Annotated in this window: 13 protein-coding genes; 8 read left to right on the top strand and 5 right to left on the bottom strand. The window is 66.8% G+C overall.

The annotated features are described in order from the left end of the window. Positions 1 to 97: 97 nt before the first annotated feature. The 3 genes from ilvC to LZ017_RS01675 form a co-directional block, all read right to left on the bottom strand. Positions 98 to 1,114: a ketol-acid reductoisomerase gene (ilvC, locus tag LZ017_RS01685; protein ID WP_241298323.1), complete on the bottom strand. Its 1,017-nt coding sequence runs from the start codon at positions 1,112 to 1,114 to the stop codon at positions 98 to 100. Between the two features lie 51 nt (positions 1,115 to 1,165). Then, positions 1,166 to 1,657 (bottom strand): acetolactate synthase small subunit, encoded by a 492-nt coding sequence (gene ilvN, locus LZ017_RS01680; protein ID WP_241298322.1) that lies wholly within the window; start codon positions 1,655 to 1,657, stop codon positions 1,166 to 1,168. Positions 1,658 to 1,822: 165 nt separating this feature from the next. After that, entirely contained in the window at positions 1,823 to 3,616 is a 1,794-nt protein-coding gene (locus LZ017_RS01675; protein WP_241298321.1) for an acetolactate synthase 3 catalytic subunit, read from the bottom strand. Positions 3,617 to 3,877: 261 nt separating this feature from the next. On the opposite strand from LZ017_RS01675, the gene LZ017_RS01670 reads away from it, so the two are divergent. The 5 genes from LZ017_RS01670 to LZ017_RS01650 are packed head-to-tail and all read left to right on the top strand — an operon-like array spanning position 3,878 to position 6,643. After that, positions 3,878 to 4,441, top strand: coding sequence for an RNA polymerase sigma factor (locus tag LZ017_RS01670; RefSeq protein ID WP_241298320.1), 564 nt, complete (start codon positions 3,878 to 3,880; stop codon positions 4,439 to 4,441). Next, entirely contained in the window at positions 4,441 to 4,920 is a 480-nt protein-coding gene (locus tag LZ017_RS01665) for a DUF3619 family protein (RefSeq protein ID WP_241298319.1), read from the top strand. Before LZ017_RS01670 ends, LZ017_RS01665 begins: the two co-directional genes overlap by 1 nt. Beyond that, positions 4,917 to 5,735, top strand: coding sequence for a DUF3106 domain-containing protein (locus LZ017_RS01660; protein ID WP_241298318.1), 819 nt, complete (start codon positions 4,917 to 4,919; stop codon positions 5,733 to 5,735). Before LZ017_RS01665 ends, LZ017_RS01660 begins: the two co-directional genes overlap by 4 nt. 8 nt (positions 5,736 to 5,743) lie before the next feature. Next, positions 5,744 to 6,256, top strand: coding sequence for an RDD family protein (locus tag LZ017_RS01655; protein ID WP_277604433.1), 513 nt, complete (start codon positions 5,744 to 5,746; stop codon positions 6,254 to 6,256). 9 nt (positions 6,257 to 6,265) lie between these two features. After that, on the top strand, positions 6,266 to 6,643 hold the full coding sequence (locus LZ017_RS01650; protein WP_241298316.1) for a diacylglycerol kinase: 378 nt from the start codon (positions 6,266 to 6,268) through the stop codon (positions 6,641 to 6,643). A 17-nt stretch (positions 6,644 to 6,660) separates the two neighbouring features. On the opposite strand, the gene LZ017_RS01645 is transcribed toward LZ017_RS01650, so the two are convergent. Continuing rightward, positions 6,661 to 6,999: a P-II family nitrogen regulator gene (locus LZ017_RS01645; protein ID WP_241298315.1), complete on the bottom strand. Its 339-nt coding sequence runs from the start codon at positions 6,997 to 6,999 to the stop codon at positions 6,661 to 6,663. A gap of 129 nt (positions 7,000 to 7,128) precedes the next feature. After that, positions 7,129 to 9,213, bottom strand: a complete 2,085-nt coding sequence (locus tag LZ017_RS01640; protein ID WP_241298314.1) for an NAD(+) synthase — start codon at positions 9,211 to 9,213, stop codon at positions 7,129 to 7,131. Between the two features lie 143 nt (positions 9,214 to 9,356). On the opposite strand from LZ017_RS01640, the gene LZ017_RS01635 reads away from it, so the two are divergent. From LZ017_RS01635 to LZ017_RS01625, 3 genes are all read left to right on the top strand, one after another. Further along, positions 9,357 to 10,517: a GNAT family N-acetyltransferase gene (locus LZ017_RS01635; RefSeq protein ID WP_241298313.1), complete on the top strand. Its 1,161-nt coding sequence runs from the start codon at positions 9,357 to 9,359 to the stop codon at positions 10,515 to 10,517. Positions 10,518 to 10,690: 173 nt separating this feature from the next. Then, positions 10,691 to 12,646, top strand: coding sequence for a PhoX family phosphatase (locus LZ017_RS01630; protein WP_241298312.1), 1,956 nt, complete (start codon positions 10,691 to 10,693; stop codon positions 12,644 to 12,646). Positions 12,647 to 12,820: 174 nt separating this feature from the next. Next, positions 12,821 to 14,254 carry a peptide MFS transporter gene (locus LZ017_RS01625; protein WP_241298311.1) on the top strand — a complete coding sequence of 478 codons (1,434 nt, stop codon included), beginning with the start codon at positions 12,821 to 12,823 and terminating at the stop codon, positions 14,252 to 14,254. The last annotated feature ends 2 nt before the right edge of the window (positions 14,255 to 14,256 follow it).

Raw genomic sequence — 14,256 nt, 5'->3', positions numbered from 1 at the left:
ATACAACAGCGCCTTCAATGAAAAAGCCGCGCTGGCGGTGGCCGGCGCGGCTTGCGTGAGGAATCGGACGCGACGCACCCGCGCCCGGCCCACTCCATCAGTTCTTGGACTTGTCGACCAGCTTGTTGGCCTTGATCCACGGCATCATCGCGCGCAACTGCTCGCCCACCTGCTCGATGGGATGCTCGGCGGTCAGACGACGGCGGCTGATGAGCGTAGGGGCGCCCGCCTTGTTCTCCAGGATGAAGCTCTTGGCGTATTCGCCGGTCTGGATGTCCTTCAGGCACTGGCGCATCGCGTTCTTGGTCGCCTCGGTCACGACGCGCGGGCCGGTGACGTATTCACCGTATTCGGCATTGTTCGAGATCGAATAGTTCATGTTGCCAATCCCGCCTTCGTAGATCAGATCCACGATCAGCTTGAGCTCGTGCAGGCATTCAAAGTAGGCCATCTCGGGGGCGTAGCCGGCTTCCACCAGCGTCTCGAAGCCCGCCTTGATCAGCTCCACGGTGCCGCCGCACAGCACGGCCTGTTCGCCGAACAGGTCGGTCTCGGTTTCCTCGCGGAAGCTGGTCTGGATGATGCCGGCCTTGCCGCCGCCATTGGCCGCCGCATACGACAGGGCCAGGTCACGCGCCTTGCCGGTCTTGTCCTGGTAGACGGCAATCAGGTGCGGCACGCCGCCACCCTGACGATAGGTGTTGCGCACGGTATGGCCGGGCGCCTTGGGGGCAACCATCCACACGTCCAGGTCTTCGCGCGGCTGCACCTGGCCATAGTGAACATTGAAGCCGTGCGCGAAGGCCAGCGAAGCGCCCGCCTTGATGTTGGGCTCGACGTCCTTCTTGTAGACCTCGGCGATCTGCTCGTCGGGCAGCAGGATCATGACCACGTCGGCGGCCTTCACGGCCTCGGCGATCTCGGCGACCTTCAGGCCGGCACCCTCGGCCTTGGCCCATGAAGCACCGCCGCGGCGCAGACCGACGGTGACCTTGACGCCGCTGTCGTTCAGGTTCTGGGCATGGGCGTGGCCTTGTGAGCCATAGCCGATGATGGTGACGTTCTTGCCCTTGATGAGGCTGAGGTCGGCGTCTTTGTCGTAGTACACGTTCATGGTGGGTCTCCGGGGGAAATTCGTGAATGGGTTCAAGAGGGGCGCCTGGAATCAGACGCGCAGAATGCGTTCGCCTCGGCCGATGCCGCTGGTGCCGGTGCGCACGGTTTCGAGGATGGCGCTGCGGTCGATCGCGTCGATGAAGGCATCGAGCTTGCCGGCATCGCCGGTGAGTTCGATGGTGTAGGTCTTCTCGGTCACGTCGATGATGCGCCCGCGGAAGATGTCGGCGGTGCGCTTCATTTCCTCGCGCTCCTTGCCCACCGCCCGCACCTTGATGAGCATCAGTTCGCGCTCAATGTAGCGGCCTTCGGTCAGGTCGACGACCTTGACCACCTCGATCAGTCGGTTGAGATGCTTGGTGATCTGCTCGATCACCTCGTCGCTGCCGCTGGTGACGATGGTCATCCGCGACAACGAGGCATCCTCGGTGGGGGCCACGGTCAGGCTTTCGATGTTGTAGCCCCGGGCTGAGAACAGCGCGACGACGCGCGACAGCGCGCCCGGCTCGTTCTCGATGAGCAAAGCAATGATGTGTTTCATGAGTCTCGTCCTTCGCGCTCTTCAGGCCGACGGCGGTAACCGGCGGTCCTTGGCCACGCTCTTCGATCGCAGGGTCTGCAGGGTTGGGTCGGGACCGATCCCGCCTCGCGCCGCGCGGTCGCCGCCGGTGCGGTAACACCGGCTGCGCCTCGCGGCTTCAGGCGTTCACAGGTCTTCGGAACCGAGCAGCATTTCCGAGATGCCCTTGCCGGCCTTCACCATGGGCCAGACGTTCTCGGTCGGGTCGGTGCGCACGTCCAGGAAGACGGTGCGGTCCTTCAGACGCATCGCCTCGCGCAGCGCGGGCTCCACGTCCGAGGGCTTCTCCACCAGCAGACCGACGTGCCCGTAGGCCTCGGCCAGCTTGACGAAGTTGGGCAGCGCATCCATGTAGCTGTGGGAGTAGCGGCCCTCGTAATCGAGTTCCTGCCACTGCCGCACCATGCCCAGGTAGCGGTTGTTCAGCGAGACGATCTTGACCGGCGTGCGGTACTGCAGACAGGTCGACAGCTCCTGGATGCACATCTGGATGGAGCCTTCGCCGGTGATACAGAACACGTCAGACTCCGGCTTGGCCAGCTTGATGCCCATCGCATACGGCAGTCCCACGCCCATCGTGCCCAGACCGCCGGAATTGATCCAGCGCCGCGGCTCGTCGAAGCGGTAGAACTGCGCCGCCCACATCTGGTGCTGCCCCACGTCGGAGGTGATGTAGGTGTCGCGTTCGCGGGTCAGCTTCCACAGGGTCTCGACAACCATCTGCGGCTTGATGACCTCGTCGGACTTTTTGTAGGCCAGGCATTCGCGCTGGCGCCATTCGTTGATCTGCGACCACCAGGCGTTGAGCGCCTGCGCGTCGGGCCGCGATTGCGCTTCCTTGATCTGCGCGATCAGCTCCTGCAGCACGTCCTTCACGTCGCCGACGATGGGGATGTCCACCCGCACCCGCTTGGAGATCGACGAGGGGTCGATGTCGACATGGATGATCTTGCGCTCGACCTGCGAAAAATGCTTGGGATTGCCGATCACGCGGTCGTCGAAGCGTGCCCCCACCGCCAGCAGGACGTCGCAGTTCTGCATCGTCATGTTGGCTTCGTAGGTGCCGTGCATGCCCAGCATGCCGAGGAAGCGCGGGTCGGTGCCCGGCATCGCGCCCAGGCCCATCAGCGTGTTGGTGCAGGGATAGCCCAGCAGCTCGACCAGTTGGCGCAGCTCGGCCGTGGCCTCGCCCAGGATCACGCCGCCGCCGGTGTAGATGTAGGGCCGCTTGGCCGCCATCAGCAGCTGCACGGCCTTGCGAATCTGACCGCTGTGACCCCGCTTCACTGGGTTGTAGGAGCGCATCTCGACACGCTCCGGGTAGCTGAACGCGGTCTTGTTCAGGGAGACGTCCTTCGGGATGTCCACCACCACCGGTCCGGGCCGGCCGGTACGGGCAATGTGGAAGGCCTTCTTGAGCGTCACCGCCAGGTCGCGCACGTCCTTGACCAGGAAGTTGTGCTTGACGATGGGGCGCGTGATGCCCACGGTGTCGCATTCCTGGAAGGCATCCAGACCGATCGCCGGCGTGGGCACCTGCCCGGTGATGATCACCATGGGAATGGAGTCCATGTAGGCCGTGGCAATGCCGGTGATGGCATTGGTCACGCCCGGACCCGAGGTCACCAGGGCGACGCCGACCTCTCCGGTGGCGCGCGCATAGCCGTCAGCGGCATGCACGGCGGCCTGCTCATGGCGCACCAGCACGTGCTGGATGGCGTCCTGCTTGTAGAGCGCGTCGTAGATGTAAAGAACCGCGCCGCCTGGATAGCCCCAGAGGTACTTGACGCCCTCGGCTTGGAGACTGCGGACCAGGATTTCGGAGCCATTGAGCTCCGCGGCGGATGCGTGGGGGGATTGCGGCTGTGCGCGACCGTCCGTGGTCGCTGCACGTTTGATGTCCGCGGCAGACATGTCCATTGTCGAACCTCTGAGATTTTCTCTGACGAAAAACCATCGGTGCCCCTCCTCTCACCCTTGTGGGGCGGACTCGGAGCCTGCGCGGTCAAAAACAAGGCGCCCCGGTCGGGCGGCCAGCTTGAGACCCAAACTGCGTTGTGCGAAGCAGCATGATACCCGCAATTGCTGCGGCACCGCACAAAAAACTAGCAAGCCCCAAGCCAATGCGATAATCCGCGCCGTTTTTTGCCAGCGCACGGGCCGACACCCGGCCGTCAGACCTTGGCTACCGACAAAGAACTCAACGACTTCCTGAAAAGCGTGGACCGCCGGGCGTTCAAACGCACCAGTTACCTGGTGCGCGACGACGACGCGGCGCTGGACATCGTGCAGGACGCCATGATCAAGCTGGCCGAGAAGTACTTCGACCGCCCAGCCGCTGAGCTGCCCCTGCTCTTCCAGCGCATCCTGTCTAACGCCACGATGGACTGGTTCAGACGCCAGAAGGTGCGCAACGCGGTGATGCGCAACCTGTCCGACTTTGAAGGCAGCGAGACGGACGAGGAATTCGACCTGCTCGAAAGCCTGGAGACGGGCGAAGGCTTCCTGGGCGCGCTGTCCGCCGCCGACGAGGTCTCCAGGGCTCAGACCCTGGCCTTGATCGACCAGGAAGTGCAACAGCTGCCAGCCCGTCAACGCGAAGCCTTCCTGCTGCGTTACTGGGAGGAATTGGACGTTGCCGAGACCGCGTCGGTCATGGGTTGCTCGGAGGGCAGTGTTAAGACACACTGCTCCCGGGCGGTGCACGCGCTGGCAAAGTCGCTCAAAGCCAAGGGAATCCAGTGATGAACAAGCCACAGCATCCGCCAAGCGCCCAGGAATCGGACGCCCGCGTCGCCCGCTTCGGGTTGCGTATCGCTGCCGGCTTGAGCGAGCAGGCCGAAACCCTGCCCCTGGACATCCAGGAGCGGCTTCGCTTTGCACGTGAGCAGGCACTTGCCAAGGCGCAGGCCGCCCGTGCGGCCCAGCCGGCCCAGCCGGCCCAGGACACCATCGTGCTGGAGTCCGGAACACTGGCGCTGAAGGGCGGCCCCAGTGACAATCGCTCGCCGCGCTGGCTCAAATTGGCCGCTCTGCTGCCGCTGTTGTTGTTGCTGGCCGGGCTGCTGCTGATCCAGCACAGCCAGTGGTACGAACAGATCCGTGCGGCGGCCGAACTGGACACCGGCCTGTTGTCCAAGCCTCTGCCGCCAGCGGCCTACAACGATCCGGGCTTCCGCGAATACCTGAACGAAGACCCCAACCAGGAAGAAGACAAGCAGTGATCTTGCCCGTCCTGGTCCGTCGCCACGGCTGGCGTTTCCTCGGACCTGTCCTGCTGCCCCTGGTCGCGGCAGCCCAAGCCCCCCTGCCCGAAGCCGGCGCCTCCGCGCCGGCTTCTTCTCCATGGCTATCCCCTCCCGTCGTCGCGGCATCCGCCCCCGGCAGCACGCGCCCGCCCGCGCCACTGGCACCCAGCACCCTGGCCGGTGGCCCCGACTGGTCCGCACTGAGTCCGGCCCAGCAGCAGGTGTTGGCGCCGCTGCAGGCTGAGTGGAAAACGCTGGACGGCGCCCGCAAAGGCAAGTGGCTGGAGGTGGCCGCCCGGGTGCACAGCCTGCCGCCCGAACAGCAGGACCGCATTCGCCAGCGCATGCAGGAATGGGCGCTGCTGAGCGCCGCCGAGCGCCAGCGTACGCGTGCCGCCTACCTGAACCTGTTGCAGGCGGCCGATCCCAAGAGGCGCCAGTCGCCCGAGGCCGTGCAAGACAAACTGCAGTCCAAGTGGGAGGCCTATCAGGCGCTCTCGCCCGAGGAGCGCCAGCGCCTGACGGAGAAGGCCGCACAGCGAGCCTCGTCCGAGCGCCCAGCCCACAAGCCAGCGCAGCCAGCCACCAAGCCTGGTGCACAGGTTGTGGCGGCCCCGCCGCTGATACCGGTGGCCGAAGCGCCCAGCTTGGTCCAGGCCCGTCCCGGTGCCAGCACGGTGTTGATCACCCAAGGGGCCCAGGCCCGGCCGGCATCAAGCTTGCGGTTGCCACTGGCGGCCGGCGACGCGCTGGACCCGCACACCTTGCTGCCGCGGACCAAGCCGCGCTGACCCGCCCGATGAATGAACCGCAACTCCCGCCGCCGGGAATCGGGCGCCGCATGGCCAGCTTCGTCTATGAGGGTCTGCTGCTGTTCGGCGTTCTCTTCGTGGCCGGCTACCTGTATTCCGCATTGACCCAGCAACGCAACGCGATGCAGGGCCAGCATGGCCTGCAGGCCTTTCTGTTTCTGGTGCTAGGCATCTACTTCAGCTGGTTCTGGTCGCATGGCGGACAGACTGTGGCCATGAAGGCCTGGCATCTGCGCGTCGTGGACTTGGACGGACAACCGTTGGGCCAGGGGCGCGCGGCGCTGCGCTATCTGCTGTCCTGGCTGTGGTTCATGCCGGCGCTCGCCAGTGTTTACCTGCTGGGCCTCAACCACAGCACCGGCGCGATCTTCGGCAGCCTCATCGCGGGCGTGCTGGGGTATGCCCTGCTGGCCCGGCTGCATCCACGCCGCCAATTCCTGCACGACGTGATCTGCCGCACCCAGCTGATCACCCAACGGCCGCCCGTCAGGCGCCCCTGAGCCTCGTCCATGAGCAATCCGCACAAGGGCCGCACGGGCCTGAATCGCCTGATCCACGCCACCGGCTATTCCATCGCCGGTCTGCGCGCCGCCTACAGCGGCGAAAGCGCCTTCCGACAGGAAGTCTGGCTCACCCTCGTCGCCACGCCGCTGGCCTTCTGGCTGGGCAGGACCTGGGTGGAGATTGCGCTGCTGCTGGGTTCGCTGCTGCTGCTGCTGATCGTCGAGCTGCTGAACTCGGCCGTCGAGGCAGCGATCGACCGCGTCTCGTTCGAATTGCACGCGCTGTCCAAGCGCGCCAAGGACATCGCCAGCGCGGCGGTCTTCCTGAGCCTGGTGCTGTGCGCAGGCATCTGGGCCACGGCGCTGTGGCAGCGCCTGCAGTAGCCCCTGCCTGTCGCAGCTTAGACCGCGGCCTCGTCGGTCTCGCCGGTGCGGATGCGCACCACCTGCTCCACCGGGGTGACGAAGATCTTGCCGTCGCCGATCTTGCCGGTCTTGGCCGCCTTCAGGATGGCGTCGATGCAGCGTTCGACGTCATCATCCTTCACCACCACCTCGACCTTGACCTTGGGCAGGAAGTCCACGACGTACTCGGCGCCGCGGTACAGCTCGGTATGCCCCTTCTGGCGGCCGAAACCTTTGACCTCGGTGACCGTCAGGCCGGAAGCGCCGACCTCGGCGAGGGCCTCGCGGACCTCGTCCAGCTTGAAGGGTTTGATGATGGCGGTGATCTGCTTCATCGAAGGCTCCGAAGATGAAGGGACGCCGAGGTCCCGGGGATGCCCCATTTAAGCATGGAACCGGCTCGACTTGGCGAGCTGCCGCCCAGGGTCACGCCGCCCGCACCGTAGGCCCCATGACACTCGGCGTCAGAGCCTCGGCTCAGTCGCTGCATCCAGCCCGTCGGGGATGCGCGCCAAGTCGGCCAGCCAGACAGCGGCCTCCGAATCGGAGGGTGCGCGCCAGTCGCCACGCGGCGACAACGAGCCACCGCTGCCCACCTTGGGGGCATTCGGAACGCAGCTGCGCTTGAACTGACTGCCTTTGAAAAAGCGCTGCACGAAGATGCGCAGCACCCTCTTGATTTCGGCAAGGCTGTATTCGTTGCGCGCCACATGCTCGCCGTCCGGCCAGGTGCCACGCTCCCGCGAGCCCCAGGCATGCCGTGCCATGTAGGCGATCTTGGTGGGGGCGTAGCCGTAGCGCAGGGTGTAGTAGAGGTTGAAGTCCTGCAGTTCATACGGCCCGAGCGTGGCCTCGGTACTTTGCAGCCCGGAGCCGGCTTCGGCGCCGGCCGGCACCAGCTCGGGGCTGATCTCGGTGGACAGGATGTCCAGCAATGCCTCGCGCCCGCCGCGGCCCAGCTGTTCGCCGAGCTCCGATTCAGCCACCCAGCGCACCAGGTACTGGATCAGGGTCTTGGGCACGCTGGCGTTCACGTTGTAGTGCGACATGTGGTCGCCCACGCCATAGGTACACCAGCCCAGCGCCAGCTCGGACAGGTCGCCCGTGCCCAGCACCAACGCGCCCAGATGGTTGGCCAGGCGGAACAGATGGCTGGTGCGCTCCCCCGCCTGCACATTCTCGAAGGTGACGTCGTAGACCGGCTGGCCCTGCGCATAGGGATGGCCCAGGTCCTTGAGCATCTGCTCGCAGCTGGGACGGATATCGATCTCGCGCGCATCGCAGCCGATGGCCTGCATCAGGCGCCAGGCCTGGTCGCGGGTGCGGTGGCTGGTGGCGAAGCCCGGCATGGTGATGCCGATGATGTGGCTGCGCGGCAGCCCCATCTGGTCCATCGCGCGCGCCGCCACCAGCAGGGCATGGGTGGAATCCAGGCCGCCGGACACGCCGATGACCAGCTTGTGGATGACACTGGACGCCAGGCGCTGCACCAGCGCCTGCACCTGGATGTTGTAGACCTCGTGGCAACGCTCGTCGCGCCGGCTGCGGTCCGAGGGCACATAGGGGAAGCGCTCGACGCGCCGCTGCAGCGCCAGCCTCTGCCCGCGGTCCAGGCCCAGCTCGAAGCCCACGGTGCGGAAGCCCCGCAGGTCCTCGGCGTGGCGGCGCACCGACGCGCCAAAGCTGCCCTGGCGCATGCGCTCGCGCGACAGCCGCTCCAGGTCCACGTCGGCCGTGATCAGCTGGGCACGGCGCTGAAAGCGCTCCGATTCGGCCAGAGCCTCGCCGTTCTCGTAGATCAGCGCCTGCCCGTCCCAGGCCAGATCGGTGCTGGACTCGCCCGCGCCAGCGGACGAATAGGCATAGGCCGCCAGGCAGCGCGCGGACTGCTGCGCCACCAGCTGGCGCCGGTAGGCCGCCTTGCCCACGGTCACGTTGGACGCCGACAAATTGAGCAGCACCGTCGCGCCGGCCAGCGCGGCGAAGGACGAGGGCGGAATCGGCGTCCAGACGTCTTCGCAGATTTCGGCATGCAGGCGCAGCAGCGGCAGGTCGGTGGCGGCAAACAGCAGCCGCGTCCCGAAGGGCACGCGCTGCCCCAGTAGTTCGACTTCGTCCGCCACCGCCTCGTCCGCCGCGTTGAACTGGCGCGCCTCGTAGAACTCGCCATAGTTGGGCAGATAGGTCTTGGGTTGAACGCCCAGGATTCGGCCACGTTGCAGGATCACCGCGCAGTTGAAGAGGCGGTGCTCCACGCGCAGGGGCATGCCCACGACCGCGACGGTCGGCAGGGTCAGCGAGACCTTCAGCAGCTCGGCCAGCGCCGCCTCGCAGCCGTCCAGCAGCGCGCGCTGATGGAAGAGGTCGTCGCAGCTGTAGGCCGACAGGCCCAGCTCCGGAAAGGCGACCACGGCGGCGCCCTGCGCCGCGGCCTGGCGCAGCAGCTGTGCCGTCTGCTCGCCGTTGTACAGGGGGTCGGCCACACGGCACATCGGCACGCCCACGGCAATGCGGGCGAAGTCGTGGTTGTAGAGATTGTCGAATTGCATGAACGCTGTCGTTGCCCGGCGCACGGGGCCAAGCCTCAGCCCGCATCCTGCCATCAAAGCGCCGGGCGGGCCAGGCAAGGGCTTGAGGGTTTGCGCCCCGAACCTGCAGATCGGCGCAACGCCGCCTAACATGCGCGCTCGCCATGAACACGCCGCCCGTCCCTCCCCTGCAGCTGCGCGTGGACGACGATCCGTCCGCGCTGCCCGCCGATGCCTGGAACGCGCTGCTGGACGCGTCGCCGCGCCCCACGCCCTTCATGCGCCTGGCCTATCTGCAGGCCCTGCACGACTCCGGCTCGGCCGTGCCCGAGACCGGATGGCAGCCGCAATTTCTCAGCCTGTGGGAACAGGACCGACTGGTGGCGGCCTGCCCGGCCTACCTGAAGAGCCACTCCTACGGCGAGTACGTGTTCGACTGGGCCTGGGCCGAGGCCTACCAGCGCCATGGCCTGCCCTACTACCCCAAGCTGCTGGTGGCCGTACCCTTCACGCCGGTGCCGGGCAGCCGCCTGCTGGCGCGCGATGCGACGGCCCGTGCGCTGCTGGCGCAGGGCCTCGAAGCCCTGGCGCAGCAACTGACGCTGTCGTCCGCCCATGTGTTGTTCGAGGACGAACAAGATCAGGCGACGCTCGCCGAAGCCGGCTGGCTGGCGCGTAGCCAGGTGCAGTTTCACTGGACCGGCGACGGCCAGCCCTGCGCATGGCCGGACTTCCTGCAGCGGCTGCAGCGCGACAAGCGCAAGAAGATCCAGCAGGAACAGCGCCGCGTGCGCGAGGCCGGCATCCGCTTCGAACGGCTGGAGGGCGAGGCGATCCGCGAACAGGACTGGGACTTCTTCCATCATTGCTACACGCTGACCTACCGCGCGCATCGCAGCCAGCCCTATCTGACGCGCGATTTCTTCGGGCGCATGGCCCGGCACATGCCGCAGCACTGGCTGATGTTCGTGGCCTGGCGCGGCGATCAGCGCATCGCCTGCTCGCTGCTGGCCATCGACCCGTTGCGCCGCGTCGCCTATGGCCGCTACTGGGGCACGGTGGAGCAGGTGCCCTGCCTGCATTTCGACGCCTGCTACTACCAGCCGCTGCAATGGTGCCTGGCGGGCGGCTGGCTGCGCTTCGAGGGCGGTGCGCAGGGCGAGCACAAGATGGCGCGCGGCCTGCTGCCGGTGCGCACCCAGTCGTCGCACTGGCTCGCCCATCCCCAGTTCCATGACGCGGTGGCGCGACATCTGGCGCGCGAGCAACTGGCCATGGACGAATACGTCGATGAGCTGGATGCGCACCGCCCCTTCAAGTCCTGACACCGCGCGCTCTGCCGCGTGCGCCTTGCGCCCGCGGCGGGCGCAGTCATGCTGTTGACACAGGGCGACCCTAGGCTGCGAGGCCTGTCGGGGGCGTCACCGGTGCCGGTGGCCGCTCCGTGACCTCGACGGCCCGCGAGCGGGCCGCCCCTCACAACATGGAATCCGTTGTCATGACCCAAGCCTCCCAGCCCACCCGCCGCCAGGCCCTGAAGTTCCTCTCGACCCCGTTGATGCTGCCGCTCACCGGTGCCGGCGCCACCAGCCTGCTGACCGCCTGCGGTGGCGGCGATGACGACAAGCCCGCGCCCACCTTCGTGTCCGCCGCCTTCACCGCGATGGCCGCCCCCAGCCTGGCCGACCCCAAGGCCATGGCCACGACGGCGGTTGCTTCCTCGCTGGACGTCTCGCTGAGCGACGGCTCCAAGCAGAGCTTCCAGCTGGCCTATGCGGCCTTCTTCGTCACCGGCGACATGGTGCCGGACGGCAAGGGCGGCACCCTGCTCGCCGGCGGCTACTACGACATCAACAACAAGCCCATCATCGACACCACGGTGGCCGGCAAGGACCGCCACTTCTTCTCCGACTCGCCGGACGGCACCTCGCTGCTGAGCCTGCCCAACGCCAACGTCAGCGGCGTGAAGGGCAAGCCGGTGTTCGCCGTCGTGCAGTTCGAATACACGACCTGGGCCCAGGACGGCAAGACCGACATGTACGGCCGCCTGCCCTCGCCCATCGCCGTGCTGACGCTGGACCAGGATCAGAGCACCGGCAAGCTCTCGCTGGTGAAGTACCACAACGTCGACACCTCCGCCGTCAAGGGCCTGTGGATCACCTGCGGCTCTAGCCTGTCCCCGTGGGGCACTCATCTGTCCAGCGAGGAATACGAGCCGGACGCCTTCACCGCGGCGACCAGCAGCCAGTTCCAGGACTTCAGCAAGAACCTGTACGGCGACGCGACCAAGGCCAACCCCTACCACTACGGCCACCTGCCCGAAGTGACCGTCAACCCCGACGGCACCGGCTCGATCAAGAAGCACTACTGCATGGGCCGGATCTCGCATGAGCTGATCCAGGTCATGCCCGACAACCGCACCGCGATCATGGGTGACGACGCCACCAACGGCGGTTTCTTCATGTTCGTCGCCGACAAGGAGAAGGACCTCTCCTCCGGCTCACTGTATGTCGCCAAGTTCGCCTCCGGTTTCTCGGTGGACCCGGCCGCCGCGGGCGCCGCGATCACCTGGATCAAGCTGGGCTCGGCCACCAGCGCCGAGATCGAGGCCCTGGCCAACAGCCTCAAGCCGACGGACATCATGGACGTCAAGACCGCGGACCCGGCCGACGCCAGCTACACCAAGATCTGGTACAGCGGCAAGCCGCAATGGGTCAAGCTGAAGGCCGGCATGGAAAAAGCCGCCGCCTTCCTGGAAACCCATCGCTATGCCGCGCTGGTCGGCGCCAGCATGGCCTTCACGAAGATGGAAGGCACCACGGTCAACATCAAAGACAAGGTGGCCTACTCCGCGCTGCAGAACATCCAGAGCTCCATGGTCACCGGCAACGCCGCCAACAACCCCGCCTACAACGTCGGCGTGGCCAAGGCGCTGAATGCCGGCGGCGTGTTCGCGCACACGCTGTCCGCCAGCCAGAAGGACACCGCCGGCAATGCGATCAACAGCGAATGGGTGCCGACGCTGACCAAGGCGCTGCTGGTCGGCGAAGACATCGCCGCCGACCCGCTGGGCAACACCGGCAACCCCGACAAGATCGCCAACCCGGACAACCTGAAGTTCTCCGAGAAGCTGCGCACCCTGTTCATCGGTGAGGACAGCAGCCAGCACGTGAACAACTTCGTGTGGGCCTACAACGTCGACACCAAGCAGCTCAGCCGTCTGGTCTCCATGCCCTCCGGCGCCGAGGCCACCGGCCTGGGCGTGGTGGACGATCTGAACGGCTGGACCTACATCACCAGCAACTTCCAGCACCCTGGCGACTGGGGCTCCATCCACAACGTGGTCAAGCCCACGCTGGACCCGCTGGTGCGCGCCAACTACAAGGACCGCTTCGGCGCCTGCGTCGGCTATCTGACGGCCGCATCGACCAGCGTCAAGCTGAACAAGGTCTGACCCCCGGCCAGGCCCAGAGGCCTGGCGCAACCATGCACTTGAAGCCTCCGGCAGCCGCCGGGGGCTTTTTTTTCGTGGACCGTCGCCCCCATCCGCCGTTCAGGGAAGCCTCGATGGTCAGAGTCGCCGAGCTCGGCGACATTAGCGGACTTCATCGCACCCTGGCGTCCCTCCATGTCCGTCGTCATGCCCACCGGTGAGCCGGCCCCCCAGGCGGCCCCCGGTTCCGCCCTCCCCCCTGCCAGCGACCGCGCCTTCCTCGGCCACCCGGTCGGGCTGGGCTGGCTGGCCTTCTGCGAGTTCTGGGAGCGCTTCTCCTACTACGGCATGCAGGCGCTGCTGGTGCTCTACCTCAGCAACTACCTCTTCTTGCCCGAGCACATCGCCAATGTGCGCGGCATGGACGCCTTGCGCGCGGCGCTCGAATCCGTCGTCGGCGCACGCTCGCCCCAGCAACTGGCCTCGCTCATCTTCGGCCTCTACGCCGGCCTGGTCTACCTGACGCCGCTGCTGGGCGGCATCGTCGCGGACCGCTGGCTGGGCCGCACGCGCACCATCACCATCGGCGCGGTGCTGATGGCGCTGGGTCATTTCCTGATGGCCTTCGATGCCAGCTTCCTGGCGGCGCTGTCCTGCCTGCTGGTCGGCGTGGGGGCGTTCAAGGGCAACATCGCGGCCCAGGTCGGCGCGCTCTACCCGCCGGGGGACAAGCGACGTGCCAGCGCCTTCCAGATCTTCATGCTGGCGGTGCAGATCGCGGTCATCGGCTCGCCCATCATCTGCGGCACCCTGGGCGAGAAGGTGGCCTGGCACTGGGGCTTCGGCGCCGCGGGCGTGGGCATGGTGATCGGCCTCTTCGTCTATCTGGCGGGACGCCGCCATCTGCCGCCCGAACCGCAGCGCCCGTCGCGCCGCGACGATGCCACGGCCCGCGAACCGATGAGCCGCCGCGACCGCCAGCGCCTGTTGCTGTTGATCGCGCTGATCCCGGTGCTGATGTTGTCCGTCGTCGGCAACCAGCAGTTCTACAACGCCTATCCGCTGTGGGCCCAGAAGCACCTGGACATGGTGCTGTTCGGCTGGGCCGTGCCGGTGACCTGGCTGCAAGCCGTGGATGCGGCGACCAGCCTGCTGACCATGCTGGGCTCCATCGCCTTCTGGCGCTGGTGGGCCCAGCGCCGCCGCGAACCGGACGAGCTGGGCAAGATGGCACTGGGCGCACTGGTCGCCGCCAGCGCGCCGGCGTTGACCATGCTCGCCGCCGGCGTGATCGAGCATGAGGGGGGCCGGCTGAGCCTCGTCTGGACCCTGGGCTACACCGTGTTGAACAACGTGGGCTTCGCCAACGTGATGCCCGTGGGTCTGGCGCTGTACTCGCGCGCGGCACCGAAGCGCCTGGAGGGCCTGATGATCGGCGCCTACTACCTGCACCTGTTCATCGGCAACACCTTCGTCGGCTGGCTGGCCGGCCTGCTGGAGGTGGTCAGCGGCCCACAATTCTGGGCCCTGCACGCCGCGCTCGTGGCCTCCGCTGCCGTGCTGATGCTGCTGATCAAGCTCGCCTTCGGCCGCCTTCTCGCCCCCGACGACGCCGCGCAGGCCGCCTGACC

The sequence above is a fragment of the Pelomonas sp. CA6 genome (genome assembly GCF_022549225.1).
Lineage (GTDB): Bacteria > Pseudomonadota > Gammaproteobacteria > Burkholderiales > Burkholderiaceae_C > Roseateles.
The sequence above is the reverse complement of the archived record's forward strand: the minus strand, read 5'-3'. Positions and strand labels throughout refer to the sequence as shown.

Coding starts and splice junctions, on each gene's coding strand:
- ilvC (WP_241298323.1), bottom strand. CDS start 1,114: ATGAACGTGTACTACGACAAAGACGCCGACCTCAGCCTCATCAAGGGC.
- ilvN (WP_241298322.1), bottom strand. CDS start 1,657: ATGAAACACATCATTGCTTTGCTCATCGAGAACGAGCCGGGCGCGCTG.
- LZ017_RS01675 (WP_241298321.1), bottom strand. CDS start 3,616: ATGGACATGTCTGCCGCGGACATCAAACGTGCAGCGACCACGGACGGT.
- LZ017_RS01665 (WP_241298319.1), top strand. CDS start 4,441: ATGAACAAGCCACAGCATCCGCCAAGCGCCCAGGAATCGGACGCCCGC.
- LZ017_RS01655 (WP_277604433.1), top strand. CDS start 5,744: ATGAATGAACCGCAACTCCCGCCGCCGGGAATCGGGCGCCGCATGGCC.
- LZ017_RS01650 (WP_241298316.1), top strand. CDS start 6,266: ATGAGCAATCCGCACAAGGGCCGCACGGGCCTGAATCGCCTGATCCAC.
- LZ017_RS01645 (WP_241298315.1), bottom strand. CDS start 6,999: ATGAAGCAGATCACCGCCATCATCAAACCCTTCAAGCTGGACGAGGTC.
- LZ017_RS01640 (WP_241298314.1), bottom strand. CDS start 9,213: ATGCAATTCGACAATCTCTACAACCACGACTTCGCCCGCATTGCCGTG.
- LZ017_RS01635 (WP_241298313.1), top strand. CDS start 9,357: ATGAACACGCCGCCCGTCCCTCCCCTGCAGCTGCGCGTGGACGACGAT.
- LZ017_RS01630 (WP_241298312.1), top strand. CDS start 10,691: ATGACCCAAGCCTCCCAGCCCACCCGCCGCCAGGCCCTGAAGTTCCTC.
- LZ017_RS01625 (WP_241298311.1), top strand. CDS start 12,821: ATGTCCGTCGTCATGCCCACCGGTGAGCCGGCCCCCCAGGCGGCCCCC.